Below are 23,312 nucleotides of genomic sequence, written 5' to 3'. Positions count from 1 at the left end.
TAGGGGGCTTTGTTCGCAAGTGTGCCCTCAGTGTCTGAGGAGTCACGGATGCCCACTTTTGACCGCCCATCACGTTTCAGCCTGGACATCACCGGTGCTGATCCTGATCTTCACGTACTTGCCTTTACCGGCAAAGAAGCCATCAGCACGCCTTATGCTTTCGATCTTGAACTGGTCAGCCCACGATGTGATCTGGACCTTGAGGCGCTGCTGCATCGGCCTGCTTTTTTAGCGTTTGATTCGTTGGACAGCGGCGTCCATGGGCACATTTCCAGCATTGTCCGCCGCAGTCCTGGCAGGCGGCTGGCTCGCTACCGCCTGACGCTGGAACCGCAGTTGGCCTACTTGGCCTATCGCACCAATCAGCGCATTTTTCAGCGTTTGACCGTACAACAGATAATCGAAGTTATCCTCGAAGAGCATGGCATTCTCGGCAATGCCTATACCTTCAATTCGTTCTCGTCTTACGCACCAAGGGAATATTGCGTGCAGTACGGCGAGTCCGATTTACGTTTTATTCAGCGCCTGTGTTTTGAAGAGGGCTTTCACTACCACTTTCAGCATTCGCCTGACGGTCATCAGTTGGTTTTCGGCGACAAACAGCAAGCGTTTACCTCGCTTAAACATCCCACGCCGTACGTGCAAGGCGCAGGCATGGTGGCTGAAGAGCCGTCGATCAATCACTTTGAGCTGCGTCTTAATAGCAGTGCTCAGCGGACGGTTCGCCGTGATTACGACTTTCAGAAAGCGGGCCGCACGCTGGAGGCAGACAGTTCCCCACTGCTTGGCGGGCGAGTTCTTGAGCACTACACCTACCCCGGCCGCTTCACTGAGTTAGCCCAAGGCCAACAGCAAAGTCAGCGCGCGATGGAACACCACCAAACCGGTCAACGCCAAGCGAATGGGCGCAGTGATCAGCCGTGCCTGAGCAGTGGCCACTTTTTGCCGATGGTCGGGCATCCAGACGCAGCGTTCAACACCGGCTGGCTGCTTACCGGGGTTCACCATGAAGGCAAGCAGCCTCAGGTGCTGGAGGAGCACGGCGACAACCCGCAAGGTGTGGAGGCGGGCGAATTTACCCAGGGCTATCGCAACACGTTCCAGGTGATTCCCGAAGACGTGACATACCGTCCTCAGGAAGTCTTTGCCAAACCGCGCATCATGGGCAGCCCAACGGCTCGTGTTACGGGGCCCGTGGGTGAAGAGATCCACTGCGATGAATACGGTCGGGTCCGGGTTAAATTTCATTGGGATCGCAGCGGTATTGATGACGATAAAAGCAGTTGCTGGCTGCGCGTGTCGTCGAGTTGGGCGGGCGACCGTTACGGCGCGGTGGTTATTCCGCGGGTGGGCATGGAAGTGCTGGTGGTCTACCTCGACGGCGACCCGGATCAACCGGTTATTTCGGCCTGTTTGATCAACAGCCTCAACCCGGCGCCGCTCACGTTACCGGCCAACAAAACCCAAAGCGTGTTTCGCAGCCGCAGTACTCCCGGCGGTAGCGGCTACAACGAGTTACGCCTCGAAGACCGCAAAGGCCAAGAACAGATCTACCTCCACGCCCAGCGCGACTTGCAGCAACACATCAAAAACGACAGCCACCTGCAGGTCGACGGTAAGCGCGAAGAAACCATTACGGGCAACAGCGTCTCGGTGTTCGAAGCCGAAGAGCATCACACGGTGGGCCTTGATCGCAGCGTTCAGCTCGACGGCAATGACCACCTGGCCGTCGCGCTTAGCAGTCATACCCGAGTGGGTGTCGCGCTGGTGGCTGAAGCCGGGGTGCACGTACACCTCAAAGGGGGCGCACATGTAGTCATGCAAGGCGGGGTCGACATCACCCTGATGGCTGGCGGACAGCACTTGGTGATTGGCGCCGCAGGGATTTATGCCAGTTGCCCGATCTTGCCCGGCGGTGTGCCGATACCGGGGCTGCCAGCGGTGCCGCTGTTACCGGGGGCGTCTGCGCCCCTGTTGCCCGCGCAAGCGTTGCCCGCTGCCATAGCCCCCACGCAGCAAGCACTGATGGGCGCCACGCAAGCGCTGGGTGCTGACTTTTGCCCGGTGTGCGAGGCCTGCCAAAACGGTGTGTGTCTGCCGGAAGGAGCCTCGCAATGAGTCCTGTACGGCCAAGCCAATGGATGGATGAACAGCGTGGTCAAGGCCGTGACGTATGCCTGGTGCTGGACGCTCAACATGAAATCGAAGCCCGCACAGCGTTGTTGAGTGAACGCGCTCACGAGCGTTATGCCAGCGTCTACAGCCAAACCCCCGTGGCGGAACTGGCTGCTGCCGGTCCCTTTTTGATTGTGCTCGACAGCGCCGACATTGCGCGCATGACCGAGCTTCTGCACGCCCCTGAGCGTAATTGGGGGTGGTTGGCCAGTATCGCGCCGGGCGACTTGCCCGTATGGCTAGCGCATTGGCGGGCGCGCTGCCTGGTGGGTGTGAGCCCCAATCGGGCCTTGTATCGGTTTCAGGACAACCGCGTGCTCACCCGTGCCTTGGGGCATCTATCAGCGGATCTGCATCCGGCCTATCTAGGACCAGCCATCAGTGTGTGCTATTGGCAGGGCGAGCAGTGGGCGAGCGTCGACAACCCGATGCCAAGTGAATACCCGCTGCCCATCGTTGCGTCTTGGCTGAACGTGCCCGCCACGAACTCGCAACGGGCGACCATCTACGAAGCAAACGCGCTGCGTTTTCTAATGGAACACCACCAACAGGCTTGTCTACACGTCGTGAAGCAGCTCCCGCTGCTGGAGTGGATAAGACTGCAATGCAAACAGGCTGATGACTGGGGTTGGGGAAGGGCAGAGCAGTTGGAGTTTTTGTTAACCCACAGCCTTAAATTCGCCGGCTACGAATTGCCCGTTCACTGGCATCCACGCCTTGAAGAAAACGCTGCTGAGCATTTTCAGCGCGTGAAGCACATAGCGATATTGTGTTCGGCGCAGGGGACTGTATGAAGCGGGTTATAGGTTGTTTGGTACTGGTTTGTTGTTGTGCTCTAGGTGTGATGTGGTATTTGAAAGAGCCAAATACTTTCATGCTTAAAGTGGATATGCCACCGGGGTTTAAATATAGAGCGGCGGTGTATTACGTGCCTGCACCGGGTGAAACGTGCACGGTGGAGACCAAAGATAACAAAGCGCCGGTGTTTAACGAGTGGTGGCGGGAAGACTATAAACCTGATTCTGAAATAATAATTCGTCGGACGCGTAAAGGGTGTCCGTTGGTTGTGTACAACATCAAGCTTAGGGTTTACGCAACCTACGGTAAAGATCGAGGGGACTTTGGTGAGTCGGCAGCTCAGTTGGTGTTTAAGGAAAAATTGGATACTGAAAAAGATAGAGAATATTTCGATGGGGCGGGTGTAAGTACTTTTTATGGAGAGTGTGGGTGGACATTTCGGACTGTTGGTGGGAATCGACGGATCGTAAAGTTGCTTAATTGTAAGGGTGTCAATATAACTCGCCCTCCCTTGCCGGGTGGGCCTGTAGCGTTTTATACCTTGAGTCAATTACCGGGCAATACAATAAAAATGAAAATTAATTTGGCTGATAAGGAGAGGCCGTCGACCGGCGATACTTGGGTGGAAGTTTCTAATGGATGGAGAAAATGTATGGGGGAAAATTTTGAAGATCCTTATGCTTTTTGTCGTGGAGATACTAAGAGGTTCAGTCATTTCATGATGCCAGATGGTAGGCGGTGCACTACTTATCCTGGCTGTACTGAATAAAAGGTGATAGCTATGAAGCGAGTCATTGGTTGTTTGGTACTGGTTTGTAGTAGTGCTCTAGGTGTGGTGTGGTATTTGAAAGAACCGAATACTTTCATGCTTAAAGTGGATATGCCACCGGGGTTTAAATATAGAGCGGCGGTGTCTTACGTGCCTGCGCCGGGTGAAACCTGCACGGTAGAGATGAAAGACAATAAAAGGCCGGTGTTTAATGAGTGGTGGCGTGAAAATTATAAGCCGGACTCGGAAATAACGATTCGCCGGACGCGTAAAGGGTGTCCGTTGGTTGTGTATAACATCGAGTTAGAAATCTACGCGGTTTATGGCAAGCATCGAAGCGACTTTAGTGCAGCGCCGGCTCAGGTAGTCGTCAAAGATAAGTTAAATGTTGAGGCGTATAGAGAGTATTTCGAGGAGGCAGGTATTAGCACTTTTTATGGTGAGTGTAGCTGGACCTTTCGTACCTCTGGTACAACGCGAGTACTTAGGAAATTACTGAATTGCAAGGATGTAAATATTAAACACCCTTCTCCGCGTGGAGGGCCAATAGCGGTTTATACCTTGGATCAATTGCCGGGTAAGACGGTGAGGTTAAAAATTAATCTGGCTGAAAAAGAGCGGCCATCGACAATAGATAGATGGGTAGAGTTTTCTAATGGTTGGAAACGTTGTATGGGTGATGGTTTCGAAGATCGATATGGATTCTGTAAAGTTGATAAAAATGAATTTAGTCATTTTCTAATGCCTGATGGTAAGAAGTGCACTATCTATCCAGGTTGTACGGAATAAGTAAGGTTGATTAATTGTGATGTCTGATCGTGTAGATGGTGTAGATTTAAGAGGCCGAATGTTTACCTGTCCAGTCCAAGGTAAACAGTCAACCTTTCAATTAACTGATGAGTTTGGAGTGGGTGATGCCTATGCCGGGCTAGCTTATGAAGCGGTCGACTCAGAAGGGTTTAAATATAGCGGTGTGCTTAATGCATTGGGTGTAGGTAAAGTAAGGAATCACTTCGCAGGCCCCATCGCGCTTACGTTTCTATCGTTGCTTCAAGGGCAGAAAGGTTATTACCATGATCTGGTTATTAGAGATAGCTACCCCCTAAAAATTACCGAGCTCCAAGTCAGGGCCGAACAAACACGCTATTTCAATAAAGATGGGAGCCGCCCGCTCAACAACCCAGCACTTCTCCTGACTGATACGGACTTTTACCAAGTTGAAGTTCGTCATTTGGTGGAGTACGTGTCGCACTTGCCGCCCTTGGTGGAGTGCCATTACCCGCCTTCCGAGGGCGCCCGACAGTTGATGGTCAAGCACAGCCCGCGAGGCGTGTGCATGCTCGGCAGCCGACATACCATTCTGCAAGTGCGGCCTTTGCGTGCCTTGCGCCCCATGCTCTCCACCGACCCACAGTTTTGCGCGTTGAACCTGTATCAGTTGGCGCTGATGGCCACACTAAGTTATTGCCCTTTTGGTCAAGCACCGGGCAAGCACCCGATATATGAGGCCAGTGTCAGTTTTAAACAGGTGCCGAGCTCGGGTAACTGGTTTGGTGATGCATTGGCCAAATACCAGCAACTTGGGCGCGTCGATGCCGGGCAGACTCAGGCGTATTACCCGCTGTATGAGGATGTGCCGTACTCCAGACGTTTTGAAATCGTGCCTTTTGACCCAGTCTTGTATCCGATAAATCAACCTCGGCAGGGGCCCGAGCAGGAAAGCCCGGCTAAAGTCCATTTTTTGGATGATCGAGGCGATATTATCGACACGGATACTCAGGCTTTTGCGACCCATAGCGATGAAATCATCTTGATCGCTGTTCGCGGTACCAGCGAATTGGGGCCAGATGGCCTGAGGGATATTGATGCCTTTCAAGTGCCGTTCGAGGAAGGTAAAGGTGCGGTTCACCGCGGCTTTTATGAGGCAGCTAAGAAAGCCAATGACTTTGCAACCAAGTACCTCGATAAGTTTTACGCGGGCCAAACAATTCTGATCTGTGGCCACAGTCTGGGTGGGGCTATCGCTTTAATCCTGTCGGAAATGCTGCGGCGCAAACCGGAGCGTTACAACATCTTGCTCTACACCTACGGCGCCCCTCGCGCAGGCGATGCAACGTTTGTCCAGGGCGCCGAATCTTTAGTGCATCACCGTATGGTCAATCACAACGATCCAGTCCCCAGCGTGCCTGCAACCTGGATGAAGATTAAGCCCGGCAAGCCGATGCCCGCCGTCGGGATTCGTTTCCGGCAAGTGCCCGCCGAGTTTGCGGTGTATATCACCAGCATGATCAATGTTGGCGGTGAGCCGTATGCTCATCATGGGCAGTTGCAGCACTTTATGCCGGTGGATTTCGGTGGCAACGAGGTGTCTCAAATGTTGTGGGCGCCGGGTTGTGAAACGTTGGCCCAGCACGCTGCGTGCAGCCTCGCCCTTGCGCAACACGAAGGGCTGCCCATGCGAGGTAGTTTGATCGAACAAGTGATGGAGGCGGGTGATCACTCCATGACCGGGGGCTATGTCCCGCACAGTTGGGCCACCCTTCGCCGCTGGCAAGAAGCACTGGACAACACGCGCCCACGGGTGACCGGGCGAGAAGTTGAATGGGTGGATGAAATGTTGGCGCGCATTGAGGCGCAGGTGAAAGAGCGGCGCAGCCAATTGAGCCATGCGACTGATCCGTTTATACGTGTTTCACAAATGGAGATCGGTGCTCTGCTCAGCGAGGCGCAAAAAATAAGAACGACCCGTGATCGTTTGCAAACATTGGGTCTTCACACGGTGCAACTGAAAGACGTCTATGGCAGCTGTGCGGCAGATGCTGAAGGTCTGGCCGAGAGTGTCGAGCGCTGGCAGGCCAACAGCGAGAATACCCGCATCGAGCAACTGGCCATGGCGCCCAAGGGGCTTACCATGGCCGAGCTGGATGCCTCGCTGGGCATTCATGTGGCGGGTGCACCCTATAAGGGTGACATTCTGGATGTGTCGTAGCGGTGAACCGCTAGCGGCAAGCCACAAGCCACAAGCTACAAGCCACAAGCATAAAACCGCTTCAAACTTGCCGCTTGCAGCTAACCCCCTTGACGCTCTCTTCGTCAGAAGAGATCTATTGGCGCCCCGTCTTCTGCTGGCAGCGGGCTGCCCGGTGCCGGGGTGCTGCCCAGTTCGCTGTTGGTCGGCGGTGTGTCTTCGCTTTTGAACAGTTCAAAGTAGGCGCCCGGTGTGCCCGGTGAGGCAATGCGGCCGCTGGCCGGGTCGATGCGCAGGCTGAGGATGCCTTCCGGCTCGGCCTGGGTGTGCGCAGGCTTGCCTTTGAGCGCGCCGCCCATGTAGCTCATCCAGATCGGCAGGGCCACGGTGCCGCCGTACTCGCGACGGCCAAGGCTCACGGGCTGGTCGAAGCCAGTCCATACGGTGGTCACGTAATCGGCGTTGTAGCCCGAGAACCATGCATCTTTTGACTCGTTGGTGGTACCGGTTTTGCCTGCCAGATCGGTACGGCCCAGCGCCAGGGCGCGTCGGCCAGTGCCGCGTTTGATCACGTCCTGCAGCATGCTGGTGAGGATGTAAGTGGTGCGCCCGTCAACGATACGCTCAGCGACGGCCTGGGTTTCTGCGGTGGGCAGGCCGGGGGCGGCGTTGATGGTGTCAATGGTCAGCGCGGCGGCCTCTGCAGGCACGTCTTTGCTGGCGTTTTTTGGAACGCTTGGCGGGTTGGCCACGAACAGGGTTTCGCCGTTGCGGCTTTCAATCTTGTCGATCAGGTACGGCGTGATTTTGTAACCGCCGTTGGCAAAGGTGCTCCAGCCGGTGGCGATTTCCATCGGCGTCAGGGTGGCAGTACCCAGGGCCAGCGACAGGTTGCGCGGCAGGTCCTGCTTGTTGAAGCCGAACTTGCTGATGTAGTCGATGGTGCGGTCGACACCCAGGCTTTGCAGGGTGCGGATCGAGACCAGGTTGCGCGACTTGTACAGCGCTTCACGCAGCGGGATCGGGCCGAGGAAGGTGTTGGTGTCGTTCTTCGGACGCCAGACCTTGTCCAGGTACTCATCGACAAACACGATCGGTGCGTCGTTTACCAGGGTGGCGGCGGTGTAACCGTTATCCAGGGCGGCGCTGTAAATGAACGGTTTGAAGCTGGAGCCCGGTTGGCGTTTGGCCTGGGTGGCACGGTTGTAGTTGCTTTGCTCGAAGGCAAAACCGCCCACCAATGCACGAATAGCGCCGTTGTCCGGGTCAAGGGACACCAGCGCGCCTTGCACGTCAGGGACCTGGCTGAATTTGTAGGTGCCATTGGCTTGCGCTTGCAGGCGAATCAAATCGCCAACTTGGGCCACATCCGAAGGCTGCTTGGGCATCGGGCCCATGCTGTTGGTGTTAATGAACTTGCGCGCCCATTTCATGCTGTCCCACGGGACGTGAGCCTCGCCGTTACGGGTCAGGACTTGCAGGCCGTCTTTGTCGACCTGGGTCACGATGGCCGGCTCAAGCCCGCTGATGGTGCGCTGCTTGGTCAGCTCCTGAGCCCAGGCCGACGGGGATTTACCGGCAAAGCGTGCTTCAGGGCCGCGATAGCCGTGGCGCTGGTCGTAGACCATCAAGCCGTCTTCAACCGACTTGTTGGCCAGCTCTTGCAGGTCGCTTGGGACCGTCGTAGTCACGCGATAACCTTCGGTGTAGGCCTCGCTGCCATAACGGCCGACCATTTCGGCACGGGCCATTTCAGCGATATAAGGCGCGTTCACTTCTGGCGTCGGCACGTGGTAGCTGGCGTTCACCGGTTCGGCAATCGCGGCTTCATAACTGGCCTGGTCGATTTTGCCCAGCTTGTACATGCGGCCCAAAATCCAGTCGCGGCGTTCTTTACTGCGCACCGGGTTGGCCAGCGGGTTGAAGCGCGAAGGGGCTTTTGGCAGACCGGCAATCATGGCCATCTGCGCCAGGCTCAGGTCGCGAATCGACTTGCCGTAGTAAACCTGCGCAGCAGACTCGATGCCGTAAGCGCGGTTACCCAGGTAAATCTTGTTCACGTACAGCTCAAGGATCTCGTCCTTGGTCAGCTCGCGTTCGATTTCCAGAGCCAGCAGGATTTCGTTGGTTTTGCGTGAAAAACTCCGCTCACTGGTGAGGAAATAGTTCTTCGCCACCTGCATCGTGATGGTGCTGCCACCCGATTGTATGTGTCCGCTTTTTACCAACTGGCTGGCGGCACGCATCAGGCTGCTCGGGTCAACCCCGTAATGATTGGCGAAGTTGTCATCTTCTGCCGAGAGCAGGGCATTGATGAAATTGGGCGGAATGTCGGCGAACTTGATCGGAGAGCGGCGCATTTCGCCAAACTCTGCAATCAATTTCCCGTCGCTGGTGTAGACCCGCAAAGGAATCTGCAACTGGATGCTTCTCAACGACTCTACGGACGGCAAGCCAGGACTAAGATAGAGAAACGCGCCGCTGAGCACGAGCAAAAGCCCGCAGACCACGGCAACGAAAGACCACCCGAAAAACTTCAGCAGACGAATCAAGGCTTTTGGATTTCCAGATTAAGAAATGGGTTTGCACGTCAGGGTAGTGCGCATGCTGCGCCGGGTCGACGATGCGGAAAAAAACGCCCGGCATTATAAGCATTTTTCGGCTGCCAGCGTCATGGGCCGCATGTCAGAACGGGTTATGAACGGATCTCATTTTTTACCCTCCGTAAGTCACGGAATGCATTAGGGAAAATCACAGTGCCCGGATATTTTTGTAAAGCCCGCCAGCGGTATGTGGGTGTCGACATTGGTTCGCACACGATAAAAATTGTCGAATTGAGCCGTTCAAACGGCCCCTTCCAGCTGGAGGCTTATGCGGTTGAACCGCTGCCCGCCACGCTCATGGACGATCAGACCAGCGCCGAGCCGAAAAGTGTCGCCCAGGTGCTGCTCAAGGCGCTGGGTGCTGCCTCGGTGTCGGCTCGTGAGGCGGTGGTAGCGCTCCCGGACACGCACGTCATCTGTAAACACCTTGAGGTGGACGCCGGGCTCAGCGACGACGATCTGGAGCTGTACGTACGGCTAGAGGCCGAGCAATACATTCCGTATGCACTGGACGAAGCAGCCCTGGATTTCGATGTGTTGGGGCCTTCACCGAACAATCCGGAAAAACTGCAAGTGCTGTTGGTGACGTGCCGCCAGCACACCTTGGCGTGGTACGAGGCGGTGCTGAGCCAGGCCGGGCTAAAGGCGCGGGTGGTCGCGGTTCAGGCCCATGCGCTGGCGCGGGCGATTGAAGGCGCAACACCGTTGGGCGCTGAGGCGCAACTACCGGCCACCGTGGCCGTGATCGACGTCGCGGGCCACACCGCGCTGCTCAGTATCGTGCACCAAGGGCAGGTGCTTTACGCCCGGGAGCTGTTGTTTGGCGCCGACACACGTGAAGAGGGCGCCTTTAAACCGGGCGCGCTGGAGCAGGTGAAGCGCGGGCTTGAGCAATACGCCGAATCAGTTGTAGCGCCCGCCGTGCAATCGCTTTGGTTGGCGGGGCCAATCGGCGCCCGCAGCGGCCTCGGCGCCTGGTTTGAGGCCCTCCTCGGGCTGCCCGTGAACGTTGCCAACCCGTTTTCGCAAATGACCATTAGCCCTTTGGTTACACCTCAAGCCTTGCGTTGCGATGCCCCGATGTTGTTGACTGCCTGCGGTCTGGCCTTGAGGGGGTTTGATTAATGGCGAGCATCAACTTACTGCCGTGGCGCACCCTGTTGCGAGAAAAACGACGTAAGCGTTTTGTAGTCGTACTGATCGCACTGTCAGCGGTGGCGGTAGGCGGGTTGTTTGTGATCGACCACTTTATTGACCGGGCGGTTGAACGACAGCTGGCGCGCAACGACTTGATCAGAAGCTCAATGGTGCAACTGGATGGTCGTGCCGAGCAGATCGACCAGTTGAAAGTGCGCCGCGAACAACTGCTTGAGCGCATGCAGACCATCGAAACGCTACAGGGCAACCGGTCTGACAGCGGGATCATTTTGGAGCAGCTGGCGCGCAGCTTGCCCAAGGGCGTATTTTTTACTGACGTAAAAATGTCTGACCAGACCCTTGTGATCACCGGGGTGGCGCAATCCAACAGCCTTGTTGCCGAGCTGATGCGCAACCTGGACGCCTCGCATTGGCTTGAAGCCCCCGTGCTGATTGATGTGCAGGCAGGTCCTAGCCCAAATGAAGGGCCGCAGCGCTTGTTCCAAATGAGCGTGCGCCAAACGCGGCATGCCCACACCGGCGCCCAGTTCTGATGGTTGCTCACTGGTTGGCGCGCCTGAGCCATTTTGATCTGCGAGACCTGAACGTTGAGCGTGTCAGCAATGGCTCGTTTAGGCTCAAGGCCGCGGTTGCACTGTTGTTGGTGGGTGCGGTGCTGGTGATGGGCTACGGGCTGATGCTACGGGCGCCGCTTAACCAGCTTGCCCAGCAGCGTGACGCCGAAGTGACACTGCATGGCGAATTTGTTGCCAAGGCCGCTCAGGTCGCGAGCCTGGAAGCCCAGTTGCTGTCGATGCATGAGCTGGAAGCGGCGTTCAGCGACGTTTTAAAGCAACTGCCCGGTCAGGCCCAAGTGCCCGGCCTGCTGGACGACATGTCTCGTCTCGGCCAGACCAGCGGCTTGCAGATCGAACACATTCAGTGGTCGCCCGAGGTGTTGCAACCGTTCTACGCCGAGCTGCCGTTAAAGCTGGTGCTTATTGGCGGGTACCACGACCTGGGGCATTTCGTCAGCCAGTTGGCGGGCCTGCCGCGCATTGTCACCCTGCATGACTTCACCCTCACCCCACTCAACGAGACAAACGACGGCCAATTGCGCATGACGCTGTTGGCCAAGACCTACCGCACCTACGATCAAGGATAGATCCCATGAGTGTTGGCTTTCGACTACTCGGTGCCTGCTGTCTGGCGGGCCTGACGGGCTGCGATCACGCGCAAAGCCTTGCGCAACTGCAAGCCTCTTTACAGGCAGTGCCGGCGGGCCCGGTCGCTGTTATGGCGGCCGTACCGCGTGTAGAGCCTCCCGCGGTGGTGGCGTATGCAGCGGCCGGCTTGCGCAGCCCCTTTCAGGCGCAACTTGACGGCGGAGCAGAACGCTGGCAGCCCAGCTTGCTGGTGGCTGAAGACCTGGACAACGACCGCCCCCGGCATTTTCTGGAGGGGCTGGCCCTTGAGCAATTCGAGATGGTAGGCACGTTTTCCAATGAGCACGGGGCCAACGCCCTGTTGCGCGCCAATGGGCTCGTGCACCGTTTAAAGGTAGGCGATTACCTGGGGCGCAATAACGGGCAGGTTGCCTCGATCAATCGCGCACACGTTGAAGTGTTTGAAGTGATTTCAGATGGTCAGGGCGGTTGGCTGGAAAGGTCCCTGAGCATCCTTTTAAAGCAGCAGTCTTAACGGATAAACACCATGAAAAGGATTTCCCCGGTCTGTGCACTGGCGCTATGGAGTGCGCTGAATTCGCAGACAGCGCTGGCCATCGTCCAGCATCAACCCCCGTTATCAGCAAAACCCGCTGTTGTGGCGCCGCCCCCGGTGTATGTCGGGGAAAAGGTCTCGCTGAATTTTCAGGCCATTGAAGTGCGCACGGTGTTGCAGCTATTGGCCGAGTTTACCCAGTTCAATCTGGTGGTCAGTGATGCGGTGCAAGGCAGCATTACCCTCAATTTGCAGGAGGTGCCGTGGGATCAGGCGCTGGACTTGGTGCTGGCCAGCAAAGACCTTGGCAAACGCCTCGAAGGCAACGTGCTGTTGATTGCCCCCGCAGAAGAAATCGCCGCCCGTGAGCGCCACGAGTTGGAGGCGCATAACCAGCGGGCTGAGCTGGCGCCGTTGCGACGCGAATTGGTGCAGGTCAATTACGCCAAGGCCAGTGACATCGCCAAGCTGTTCCAGTCCGTCACCCACGGCCAGGACGGTATGGGCCCGCGCGGTTCAATCACCGTCGATGAGCGCACCAATAACATCATCGCGCTGCAGTCAGATGAGCAGTTGGCCGAACTGCGGCGCATCGTGGCGCAACTGGACGTGCCGGTTCGTCAAGTTATGATCGAAGCGCGCATTGTGGAAGCCGGGGTGGATTTCGAACGCCATCTGGGGGTGCGCTGGGGTGGCACCTTGAACGTGGGGGGGGACTGGAGTGTCGGTGGCACTGGCGCTGGGGCGGGCGAGATGAGTGCGCCCTTTGTCGACATGGGCGTCAGGGGCAATACCTCAGGCTTGGGCATCGCCTTTATCAGCAACAATGTCTTGCTGGACCTTGAGTTGAGCGCCATGGAAAAAACCGGTAATGGCGAAATCATCTCTCAGCCCAAAGTGGTCACGTCCGACAAAGAGACCGCCAAAATCCTTAAAGGCACTGAAATTCCTTACCAGGAGTCCAGTGCCAGCGGCGCCACCTCGGTGTCGTTCAAAGAGGCCTCCCTGTCGCTGGAGGTGACCCCGCAAATCACCCCGGACAACAGCGTCATCATGGACGTGGTGGTGACCAAGGACGAGCCGGACTACATGAACATGGTCAATGACGTGCCGCCGATCAAAAAGAACGAGGTCAACGCCAAGGTGCTGGTCAAAAATGGCGAAACCATCGTAATCGGCGGTGTTTTCTCAAATACTCAAAGCAATGTGGTAGATAAAGTGCCATTTTTGGGCGATCTGCCGTATGTTGGCCGACTTTTCCGTAAAGACGTTGTTCTGGAAAAAAAATCCGAGCTGCTGGTGTTCCTTACTCCGCGTATTATGAGCAACCAGGCGATTGCTGTGAGTCATTGATTCTGTGCGAAATTTGATTCTTGTTGGGCCCATGGGGGCTGGTAAAAGCACCATCGGACGTTTGCTGGCCAAAGAGCTGCACCTGCCATTTAAAGATTCCGATAAGGAAATTGAAGTGCGCACCGGTGCCAATATCCCGTGGATCTTCGATAAAGAAGGTGAGCCAGGCTTTCGTGATCGCGAGTCGGCCATGATCGCCGAGCTGTGCGAGGCCGATGGCGTGGTGTTGGCGACGGGCGGCGGTGCGGTGATGCGCCCCGAAAACCGCAAAGCGTTGTGGGCGGGCGGGCGCGTGGTGTATTTGCATGCATCGGTTGAGCAGCAGGTTGCCCGCACCGCGCGCGATCGCAATCGGCCCTTGCTGCGCACCGCCAACCCCGAGAAAACCCTGCGCGATTTGCTGGCCATGCGTGACCCGCTTTATCGAGAAATCGCCGACCTGGTGGTAGAAACCGATGAGCGGCCGCCACGAATGGTGGTTCTGGATATTCTCGAGCGGCTGGGGCAGCTGCCTCCCCGTTAAAGTGCGCCACGAAATGCGTTATCCTCGGCGCCGACCATGACCGCTCAGCGGCATGCCATCACTTGATAATTGCGAAACAAGGCACGGGGTTTCATGCAGACACTGAAGGTTGATCTAGGCGAGCGTAGTTACCCAATTCACATTGGCGAAGGTTTGTTGGATCAGCCCGAGTTGCTGGCCCCGCATATCGCTGGCCGCCAAGTGGCGATTGTGACCAATGAAACCGTTGCGCCACTCTACCTCGAGCGTCTGACGCGCAGCCTCGCGCAGTATTCTGTGGTGCCGATCATCCTGCCGGATGGCGAAGCGCACAAAAACTGGGAAACCCTGCAGCTAATCTTTGATGGCCTGCTCACTGCCCGTCATGACCGTCGCACCACCGTGGTCGCCCTGGGTGGCGGCGTAGTGGGTGACATGGCCGGTTTTGCGGCGGCGTGCTACCAGCGCGGCGTTGATTTTATTCAGGTGCCGACCACCTTGCTGTCCCAGGTCGATTCGTCGGTGGGCGGCAAAACCGGCATCAACCACCCGCTGGGCAAAAACATGGTGGGCGCGTTCTACCAGCCCAACCTGGTGCTGATCGATACCCAAACCCTCAACACCTTGCCTGAGCGCGAGCTGTCGGCAGGCCTGGCAGAAGTCATCAAGTACGGGCTGATCTGCGACGAGCCGTTCCTGACCTGGCTTGAAGACAACATGGATGCCCTGCGCGGCCTTGATCAACAGGCTCTGACCGCAGCGATTTATCGTTCATGCGAGGCCAAGGCCATCGTTGTGGGCGCTGACGAACGCGAGTCGGGTGTACGCGCTACGCTTAACTTGGGCCATACGTTTGGCCACGCGATCGAAACCCACATGGGCTATGGCGTGTGGTTGCATGGCGAAGCGGTGGCGACTGGCACCGTGATGGCGCTGGAAATGTCCGCACGTCTGGGCTGGATCACAAACGCCGAGCGTGACCGCGGGATTCGCCTGTTCGAGCGCGCCGGTTTGCCGGTGGTGCCGCCTGCTGAAATGAGCCCGGCTGATTTCATGCAGCACATGGCAGTTGATAAAAAAGTGATCGACGGTCGTATGCGCCTGGTGCTGTTGCGTCGCATCGGTGAAGCGACAGTGACCGACGATTATCCACAAGAGGTTCTACAAGCCACGCTGGGTGCGGATTACCGCGCACTGGCTCAGCTTAAAGGTTAATAAGATCCCGATGACTAGTTTGCATGCCGACGAGGCGTTCCTCGGTCACTTCCAGCTGACCCATGACCCGTTCGCCCCTCGGGTGCCGGGTTTCAAGTTTTTCCCTGCACAGCGCAAGCCCGTGCTGGGGCAATTGCACCACCTCGCCCGTTACAGCCAGTTGCTGCTGGTAGTGACCGGCCCTGAAGGCAGCGGCAAGACCTTGCTGCGCCAGGCACTGGTGGCCAGCACCAACAAGCAGTCGGTACAGAGCGTGGTGGTGTCGGCGCGCGGTGCGGGCGATGCGGCGGGAATTTTGCGCCAGGTGGCACAAACCCTGAACGTGGCCCGGCCTGAAGTCGACGCGATCCTCAAGCAAGTGGTGCAATTGGCCCTCACCGGCCAAGAAGTCTACTTGCTGGTCGATGATGCCGAGCAGCTCGACGACTCTGCTCAGGAAGCCTTACTGGGCCTGGCCGCCGGTACGCCGGAAGGCCGTCCGCATGTCTTTTTGTTCGGCGAGCCATCGATGATTGCCGGGCTTGAGCAGCTCAGCGGTGATGAAGAGCGCTTCCACGTCATCGAATTGCAGCCCTACACCGAAGAAGAAACCCGCGAGTATCTGGCTCAGCGCCTTGAAGGTGCAGGGCGCGGAATCGAACTCTTTAGCGCTCAGCAGATCTCAGATATACATGAGAGCTCTGGAGGTTGGCCTGGCATCATCAATCAGGTCGCCCGCGATGCAATGATCGAAGCCATGATTGCCAGCCGTTCAGCGGTCAAGCGTCCAAGTATGGGGTTCAAAATGCCGAAGAAGCACGTATTGGCCATTGGTGCCGTTGTGGTCGTGGCGGTTGCCGCAGCTGTGTTGATTCCTGGCCGGGGCAAAACGCCAACCGCGCCAAATGCTGAACAGGGGCAATTGCCACTGGGTCAGGCCGCGCCGAAAAATGGCGCTAACCCGTCGATTGATTTCGCCGGTTCTTCCCAGCCGATGCCATTGCCGCTGGTTGGCCAATCGCAACCGGTGATGCGTGGCCCGCTGGCTGAAGCCGCAGGTGGCATTAGCGAAGGCGACGATGGCGGTGCGCCTGCGGTCGACGGCGGTGTGGCTAACCCACCAACCGTCACCACCACCGCGCCACCGGTGGGCGTGCCGTCTGGCCCGGCGCCTGCGCCTGCGCCGCGTCCAACACCAGCGCCTGCGGTGGCTGCGACCAAACCTGCACCTGCGCCAGCCGCCAAGCCTGCTCCGGCCCCGGCTCCCAAGCCTGCGGCCAAACCTGCTGAGAAGCCGGTGACTGTGGCCAAGGCTGCACCGGGCGGTAGCTGGTACGCCAGCCAACCGGCCAGCAACTACGTGGTGCAGATCGTCGGCACCAGCTCTGAAGCGTCAGCGCAAAATGTCGCCAAAGAGTTGGGTGGCGAAGCCCGTTACTTCAAGAAATCCTTGAACGGCAAGCCGCTGTATGTCGTGACTTACGGCAATTTCCCAAGCCATGCCGCCGCCACTGCGGCAATCAAGAACTTGCCAGCGAAGACGCAGGCTGGTAAACCTTGGCCTCGCACTGTCGCCAGCGTCCAACAAGAACTGGCAGCAGCTCGCTGATGAGACGGCGACCTTACCCAGGTCGCCGTTCTAGGCTCTGCACGAAATGTATCTGCGCTCGGTTATGCGGCGTTGAAAACAGGCTCGGAATGCTCATTTACAACCCGTAAACTCCGCTTCCTCGCCTGTTTTCGCCTTGCCTAACCTACGCTCGAAAACATTTCGTACAGACCCTTACCCATCAAAATATTCGCCCAGCATGCGACTTAATCGAGTCGCATGCGTTGTGGTGTCTGCGCCGTGCGGCGGTCAACATCAAAAATGTTTTGACTAGCACGAGCAATCGCTTTAAACCTTCATCAATGCGACATAAATTTACGGTTAATCGCCGCTTAATTTGTGGGTCTTTGCGACGGTGTGTAAAATGGCCACCCTTTTGCTACCGCTAAGCTGGCGTACGTTCAGCGCGGAAAGCAGGTGGTTGAATTAAAAAGAAATTTGCCCCTTTTTGGGGCAGCCTGGTGAGAAAGTGTCTATGAAAGCAGGTCTGTACCACCCCGATGAATTCAAGGATAACTGTGGTTTCGGCCTGATAGCCCATATGCAGGGCGAACCCAGTCATACCCTATTGCAAACCGCCATTGAGGCCCTGACCTGCATGACCCACCGCGGTGGGATCAACGCAGACGGCAAGACCGGTGACGGTTGTGGCCTGCTGATTCAAAAGCCCGATCAGTTCTTGCGTGCAGTCGCCAAAGAACAGTTCGGCACTGAGTTGCCCAAGCAATATGCGGTCGGCATGGTGTTTTTTAACCAGGACCCGATCAAAGCCGAAGCGGCCCGCGCCCACATGAACCGCGAAATCCTCGCGGCGGGCCTGCAATTGGTGGGCTGGCGCAAAGTCCCGATTGATACCAGCGTGCTGGGTCGTCTGGCGCTGGAGCGTCTGCCACAAATCGAGCAAGTGTTCATCGCAGGCGACGGCCTCAGCGATCAGGACATGGCGATCAAGCTGTTCAGCGCCCGTCGCCGTTCCTCGGTGGCCAACGCAGCGGACACCGATCACTACATCTGCAGCTTTTCTCACAAGACCATTATCTATAAAGGCCTGATGATGCCGGCGGACTTGACCGCCTTCTATCCAGACCTGAGTGACGAGCGCCTGCAAACCGCCATCTGCGTGTTCCACCAGCGCTTCTCCACCAACACCCTGCCGAAATGGCCGCTGGCTCAGCCATTCCGCTTTCTCGCCCACAACGGCGAGATCAACACCATTACCGGCAACCGCAACTGGGCGCAGGCCCGTCGCACCAAGTTTGCCAATGACCTGATCGGCGACCTCGACGAGCTCGGCCCGCTGGTTAACCGCGTGGGTTCAGACTCCTCCAGCATGGACAACATGCTGGAGTTGATGGTCACCGGCGGCATAGACCTGTTCCGTGGCGTGCGCATGTTGATTCCACCGGCATGGCAGAACGTTGAAACCATGGACCCCGACCTGCGGGCGTTCTATGAGTACAACTCCATGCACATGGAACCGTGGGACGGCCCGGCGGGCGTGGTAATGACCGACGGTCGTTACGCGGTCTGCCTGCTCGACCGTAACGGCCTGCGCCCGGCGCGCTGGGTCACGACCACCAACGGCTACATCACCATCGCCTCCGAAATCGGCGTGTGGGACTACAAGCCTGAAGACGTGATCGCCAAAGGCCGCGTTGGCCCTGGGCAAATCCTTGCGGTCGATACCGAGACCGGCCAGGTGCTGGACACCGACTCCATCGACAACCGCTTGAAGTCGCGCCACCCGTACAAACAGTGGCTGCGCAAGAATGCCCTGCGCATTCAGGCCACCATTGAAGACAACGACCACGGCTCTGCGTTTTACGACGTCGATCAGCTCAAGCAATACATGAAGATGTACCAGGTCACGTTCGAAGAGCGCGATCAGGTGCTGCGCCCATTGGGCGAACAAGGCTACGAAGCCGTGGGCTCGATGGGTGACGACACGCCAATGGCCGTGCTGTCCCAGCGTGTGCGCACGCCGTACGACTACTTCCGCCAGCAGTTCGCGCAGGTCACCAACCCGCCGATCGACCCGCTGCGTGAAGCCATCGTCATGTCGCTGGAAATCTGCCTCGGTGCCGAGCGCAACATCTTCCAGGAATCGCCGGAGCACGCCTCGCGCGTCATCCTCAGTTCGCCTGTGATCTCGCCAGCCAAATGGCGTTCGCTGATGAACCTCGACCTGCCGGGCTTTGAGCGTCAGATCATCGACCTCAACTACGACCAGTCGATCGGCCTTGAAGCCGCTGTGCGCAACATCGCCGACCAGGCCGAAGAAGCCGCGCGTGCGGGCCATAGCCAGATCGTCTTGACCGACCGTCATATCGCGCCGGGCAAGCTGCCGGTCCACGCCTCGCTGGCCGTGGGCGCTGTACACCACCGCCTGACCGAAAAAGGCCTGCGCTGCGACAGCAACATCCTGGTCGAAACCGCGACCGCTCGCGACCCGCATCACTTTGCCGTGCTGATCGGCTTCGGCGCCTCGGCGGTGTACCCGTTCCTGGCCTACGAAGTGCTGGGCGACTTGATCCGTACTGGCGAAGTGCTGGGCGACCTTTACGAAGTGTTCAAAAACTACCGTAAAGGCATCACCAAAGGCCTGCTCAAGATCCTCTCGAAGATGGGCATCTCGACCATTGCGTCCTACCGCGGTGCGCAACTGTTCGAAGCCATTGGCCTGTCCGAAGAAGTCTGCAACCTGAGCTTCCGTGGTGTGCCAAGCCGCATCAAAGGCGCGCGTTTTGTCGACCTTGAAGCCGAGCAAAAACTGCTCGCCGCTGAAGCCTGGAGCCCGCGCAAAGCCATCCAGCAAGGCGGTCTGCTCAAGTACGTACACGGTGGCGAGTACCACGCCTACAACCCGGACGTGGTCGCCACCCTGCAAGCGGCTGTGCAGCAGGGCGATTACAGCAAGTTCAAGGAATACACCGCACTGGTCGACAAACGCCCGGTGTCGATGATCCGCGACCTGTTCCAGGTCAAAACCCTCGATACGCCATTGGCCATCGACGAGATCGAACCGCTGGACTCGATCCTCAAGCGTTTCGACTCGGCCGGTATCTCGCTCGGCGCCTTGTCGCCAGAAGCGCACGAAGCCCTGGCTGAAGCCATGAACCGCTTGGGCGCCCGCTCCAACTCCGGTGAAGGCGGCGAAGACCCGGCGCGTTACGGCACTATCAAAAGCTCGAAAATCAAACAAGTGGCCACCGGCCGTTTCGGCGTCACGCCGGAATACCTGGTCAACGCTGAAGTGCTGCAAATCAAGGTTGCCCAAGGCGCCAAGCCAGGTGAGGGCGGGCAACTGCCAGGCGGCAAGGTCAACGGCCTGATCGCCAAGCTGCGCTATGCCGTGCCCGGCGTGACCCTGATTTCGCCACCGCCGCACCACGACATCTACTCCATTGAAGACTTGTCGCAGCTGATCTTTGACCTCAAGCAGGTCAACCCTAAAGCGCTGGTTTCGGTGAAGCTGGTAGCTGAAGCGGGCGTAGGCACCATCGCCGCTGGCGTGGCCAAGGCGTATGCCGACCTGATCACCATCTCCGGCTACGACGGCGGTACCGGTGCATCGCCGCTGACCTCGATCAAGTACGCGGGCGCGCCGTGGGAACTGGGCCTGGCGGAAACCCACCAGACCCTGCGCGGCAACGACCTGCGCGGCAAAGTGCGGGTGCAGACCGACGGCGGCCTGAAAACCGGCCTCGACGTGATCAAGGCGGCGATCCTGGGCGCTGAAAGCTTCGGCTTCGGCACCGCGCCAATGATCGCGCTGGGCTGCAAATACCTGCGTATTTGCCACCTCAACAACTGCGCGACCGGTGTGGCCACACAGAACGAATCGCTGCGTAAAAACCACTACATCGGCACCGTCGACATGGTGGTCAACTTCTTCACCTACGTGGCTGAAGAAACCCGCGAGTGGCTGGCCAAGCTGGGCGTGCGCAGCCTTGAAGAGCTGATCGGGCGTACCGATCTGCTGGACATCCTGCCGGGCGAAACCGCCAAGCAGCACAACCTTGACCTCACGCCGTTGCTGGGCAGTGACCACATCCCGGCTGACAAGCCGCAGTTCTGCCAGGTTGACCGCAACCCGCCGTTCGACCAAGGCCTGCTGGCCGAGCAGATGCTCGACATGGCCCGCTCGGCGATCAACGACCTGAGCGGTGCCGAGTTCGACCTCGACATCTGCAACTGCGACCGTTCGATTGGTGCACGGATCTCGGGTGAAATCGCCCGTGCTCACGGCAACCAGGGCATGGCCAAGGCGCCGATCACGTTCCGCTTCAAAGGCACTGCCGGTCAGAGCTTTGGTGTGTGGAACGCCGGTGGTTTGAACCTGTACCTGCAAGGCGACGCCAACGACTACGTGGGCAAAGGCATGACCGGCGGCAAGCTGGTGATCGTGCCGCCTGCGGGCAGCGTCTACAAAACTCAGGACAGCGCCATTGTTGGCAACACCTGCCTGTACGGCGCCACCGGCGGCAAGCTGTTTGCCGCAGGCACCGCAGGCGAGCGTTTCGCCGTGCGTAACTCCGGTGCCCACACCGTGGTGGAAGGCACAGGGGATCACTGCTGCGAATACATGACGGGCGGCTTTGTCTGCGTATTGGGCAAAACCGGTTACAACTTCGGCTCAGGCATGACCGGCGGTTTCGCCTACGTGCTGGATCAGGACAACACGTTCGTCGACAAGGTGAACCACGAGTTGGTGGAGATCCAGCGTATCAGCGGCGAAGCGATGGAAGCCTATCGCAACCACCTGCAACACGTGCTGGACGAATACGTTGAGGAAACCAACAGCGAGTGGGGCCGTAATCTCGCGGAAAACCTCGATGATTACCTGCGTCGTTTCTGGATGGTCAAGCCTAAGGCTGCCAGCTTGAAAACGTTGCTTTCCAGCATCCGTGCCAACCCGCAGTGATATGCGCCTGAAGAGTTTGATGAGGTTTTAACAATGGCTGAACGTCTGAGTAACGACTTCCAGTTCATCGATGTCGGGCGCAAAGATCCGAAGAAGAAACTGTTACGTCAACGCAAAAAAGAGTTCGTGGAAATCTACGAACCCTTCAAACCCCAGCAGTCGGCCGATCAGGCCCACCGCTGCCTGGGGTGCGGTAACCCGTACTGTGAATGGAAATGCCCTGTGCATAACTTCATTCCCAACTGGCTTAAGCTTGTGGCCGAGGGCAACATCCTCGCTGCCGCTGAACTGTCGCACCAAACCAACACCCTGCCCGAAGTGTGCGGCCGGGTGTGCCCGCAAGACCGTCTGTGCGAGGGCGCTTGCACCCTCAACGACGGTTTTGGCGCGGTGACCATCGGTTCGGTCGAGAAGTACATCACTGACACCGCCTTCGCCATGGGCTGGCGCCCGGATATGTCCAAAGTGGTGCCGACCGGCAAGCGCGTGGCAATCATCGGTGCCGGGCCTGCGGGCCTGGGCTGCGCTGACGTGCTGGTGCGTGGCGGGGTGACCCCGGTGGTCTTCGACAAGAACCCGGAAATCGGCGGTCTGCTGACCTTCGGTATCCCGGAGTTCAAGCTGGAGAAAACCGTACTGAGCAATCGCCGCGAAGTCTTCACCGGCATGGGTATCGAGTTCCGCCTCAATACCGAAATCGGCAAAGACATCAGCATGGAAGAACTGCTGGCCGAGTACGACGCGGTCTTCATGGGCATGGGCACCTACACCTACATGAAAGGTGGTTTTGCCGGTGAAGACTTGCCGGGCGTGCATGACGCGCTGGATTTCTTGATTGCCAACGTCAATCGCAACCTTGGCTTTGAAAAAACGCCGGAAGATTTCGTCGACATGAAAGGCAAAAAGGTCGTGGTGCTGGGCGGTGGTGACACCGCCATGGACTGTAACCGTACCTCGATCCGCCAGGGTGCCAAGTCGGTGACCTGTGCGTACCGTCGTGACGAAGCCAACATGCCCGGTTCGCGCAAAGAGGTTAAAAACGCCAAAGAAGAAGGCGTGAAATTCCTCTACAACCGTCAGCCGATTGCGATTGTCGGTGACGGCAAGGTGGAAGGCGTGAAAGTGGTCGAGACCCGTCTCGGCGAGCCGGACGCCCGTGGCCGTCGCAGCCCTGAGCCGATTCCGGGTTCCGAAGAGATCATCCCGGCAGACGCCGTGATCATCGCGTTCGGCTTCCGCCCGAGCCCGGCGCCGTGGTTTGAGCAGTTCGACATCGCCACCGACAGCCAGGGCCGCGTGATTGCGCCTGAGCAGTCGCAGTTCAAGCACCAGACCAGCCACCCGAAGATCTTTGCCGGTGGCGACATGGTGCGCGGATCTGACCTGGTGGTGACGGCGATCTTCGAAGGCCGCACCGCGGCAGAAGGGATCATGGACTACCTGGGCGTCTAACCTGCCCCCTGTAGCCGCTGCCGCAGGCTGCGATCGAGCCCGAAGGGGTCGTGCTTTTCTTTGAAGAGCGAAGGCCCTTCGGCCCTTATCGCAGCCTGCGGCAGCG

At 58.1% G+C, this 23,312-nt stretch carries 16 protein-coding genes; 15 read left to right on the top strand and 1 reads right to left on the bottom strand.

The features are described from left to right. The first annotated feature begins 48 nt into the window (after positions 1-48). From QMX84_RS10825 to QMX84_RS10805, 5 genes are read left to right on the top strand one after another with little or no spacing between them, the layout of a single operon-like run. Complete coding sequence (locus tag QMX84_RS10825) at positions 49-2,118, top strand: type VI secretion system tip protein VgrG (RefSeq protein WP_282363798.1); 2,070 nt, start codon at positions 49-51, stop codon at positions 2,116-2,118. Beyond that, positions 2,115-2,969 (top strand): DUF4123 domain-containing protein, encoded by an 855-nt coding sequence (locus QMX84_RS10820; RefSeq protein ID WP_282363797.1) that lies wholly within the window; start codon positions 2,115-2,117, stop codon positions 2,967-2,969. Before QMX84_RS10825 ends, QMX84_RS10820 begins: the two co-directional genes overlap by 4 nt. Beyond that, positions 2,966-3,742, top strand: coding sequence for a hypothetical protein (locus tag QMX84_RS10815; RefSeq protein ID WP_282363796.1), 777 nt, complete (start codon positions 2,966-2,968; stop codon positions 3,740-3,742). The genes QMX84_RS10820 and QMX84_RS10815 overlap by 4 nt, the downstream gene beginning before the upstream one ends. A 12-nt stretch (positions 3,743-3,754) precedes the next feature. Further along, positions 3,755-4,531 (top strand): hypothetical protein, encoded by a 777-nt coding sequence (locus tag QMX84_RS10810; RefSeq protein WP_262125986.1) that lies wholly within the window; start codon positions 3,755-3,757, stop codon positions 4,529-4,531. 19 nt (positions 4,532-4,550) lie between these two features. Next, positions 4,551-6,731: a lipase family protein gene (locus QMX84_RS10805; protein WP_262125987.1), complete on the top strand. Its 2,181-nt coding sequence runs from the start codon at positions 4,551-4,553 to the stop codon at positions 6,729-6,731. A gap of 104 nt (positions 6,732-6,835) precedes the next feature. Here the strand turns inward: QMX84_RS10805 and QMX84_RS10800 are convergent, their stop codons facing one another. Next, the gene (locus tag QMX84_RS10800; protein WP_153336177.1) at positions 6,836-9,262 is read right to left on the bottom strand and encodes a penicillin-binding protein 1A; all 2,427 of its coding nucleotides are present in this window, start codon (positions 9,260-9,262) and stop codon (positions 6,836-6,838) included. A 204-nt stretch (positions 9,263-9,466) separates the two neighbouring features. On the opposite strand from QMX84_RS10800, the gene pilM reads away from it, so the two are divergent. From pilM to QMX84_RS10750, 10 genes are all read left to right on the top strand, one after another. Continuing rightward, a complete protein-coding gene (gene pilM, locus QMX84_RS10795) occupies positions 9,467-10,438 on the top strand; it encodes a type IV pilus assembly protein PilM (protein WP_282363795.1) in 972 nt (323 codons plus the stop codon). Continuing rightward, entirely contained in the window at positions 10,438-11,004 is a 567-nt protein-coding gene (locus QMX84_RS10790) for a PilN domain-containing protein (protein ID WP_282363794.1), read from the top strand. Before pilM ends, QMX84_RS10790 begins: the two co-directional genes overlap by 1 nt. Further along, positions 11,004-11,615 (top strand): type 4a pilus biogenesis protein PilO, encoded by a 612-nt coding sequence (gene pilO / locus QMX84_RS10785; RefSeq protein ID WP_262125990.1) that lies wholly within the window; start codon positions 11,004-11,006, stop codon positions 11,613-11,615. Before QMX84_RS10790 ends, pilO begins: the two co-directional genes overlap by 1 nt. A 5-nt stretch (positions 11,616-11,620) precedes the next feature. Next, complete coding sequence (locus QMX84_RS10780; protein WP_282363793.1) at positions 11,621-12,151, top strand: pilus assembly protein PilP; 531 nt, start codon at positions 11,621-11,623, stop codon at positions 12,149-12,151. A 12-nt stretch (positions 12,152-12,163) separates the two neighbouring features. After that, the gene (locus QMX84_RS10775) at positions 12,164-13,525 is read left to right on the top strand and encodes a type IV pilus secretin PilQ family protein (RefSeq protein ID WP_282363792.1); all 1,362 of its coding nucleotides are present in this window, start codon (positions 12,164-12,166) and stop codon (positions 13,523-13,525) included. A gap of 4 nt (positions 13,526-13,529) precedes the next feature. Beyond that, a complete protein-coding gene (gene aroK / locus QMX84_RS10770; protein WP_048366711.1) occupies positions 13,530-14,048 on the top strand; it encodes a shikimate kinase AroK in 519 nt (172 codons plus the stop codon). Between the two features lie 93 nt (positions 14,049-14,141). After that, positions 14,142-15,242 carry a 3-dehydroquinate synthase gene (gene aroB, locus QMX84_RS10765; protein ID WP_262125993.1) on the top strand — a complete coding sequence of 367 codons (1,101 nt, stop codon included), beginning with the start codon at positions 14,142-14,144 and terminating at the stop codon, positions 15,240-15,242. Positions 15,243-15,252: 10 nt separating this feature from the next. After that, positions 15,253-16,830 (top strand): AAA family ATPase, encoded by a 1,578-nt coding sequence (locus QMX84_RS10760; RefSeq protein WP_282363791.1) that lies wholly within the window; start codon positions 15,253-15,255, stop codon positions 16,828-16,830. A 475-nt stretch (positions 16,831-17,305) separates the two neighbouring features. Next, on the top strand, positions 17,306-21,754 hold the full coding sequence (gene gltB, locus QMX84_RS10755; protein ID WP_282363790.1) for a glutamate synthase large subunit: 4,449 nt from the start codon (positions 17,306-17,308) through the stop codon (positions 21,752-21,754). A gap of 33 nt (positions 21,755-21,787) precedes the next feature. Further along, entirely contained in the window at positions 21,788-23,206 is a 1,419-nt protein-coding gene (locus tag QMX84_RS10750; protein ID WP_153393024.1) for an FAD-dependent oxidoreductase, read from the top strand. The last annotated feature ends 106 nt before the right edge of the window (positions 23,207-23,312 follow it).

Source organism: Pseudomonas sp. PS01297 (assembly GCF_029959305.1).
Taxonomy (GTDB): domain Bacteria; phylum Pseudomonadota; class Gammaproteobacteria; order Pseudomonadales; family Pseudomonadaceae; genus Aquipseudomonas; species Aquipseudomonas helleri.
The sequence above is the reverse complement of the archived record's forward strand: the minus strand, read 5'-3'. Positions and strand labels throughout refer to the sequence as shown.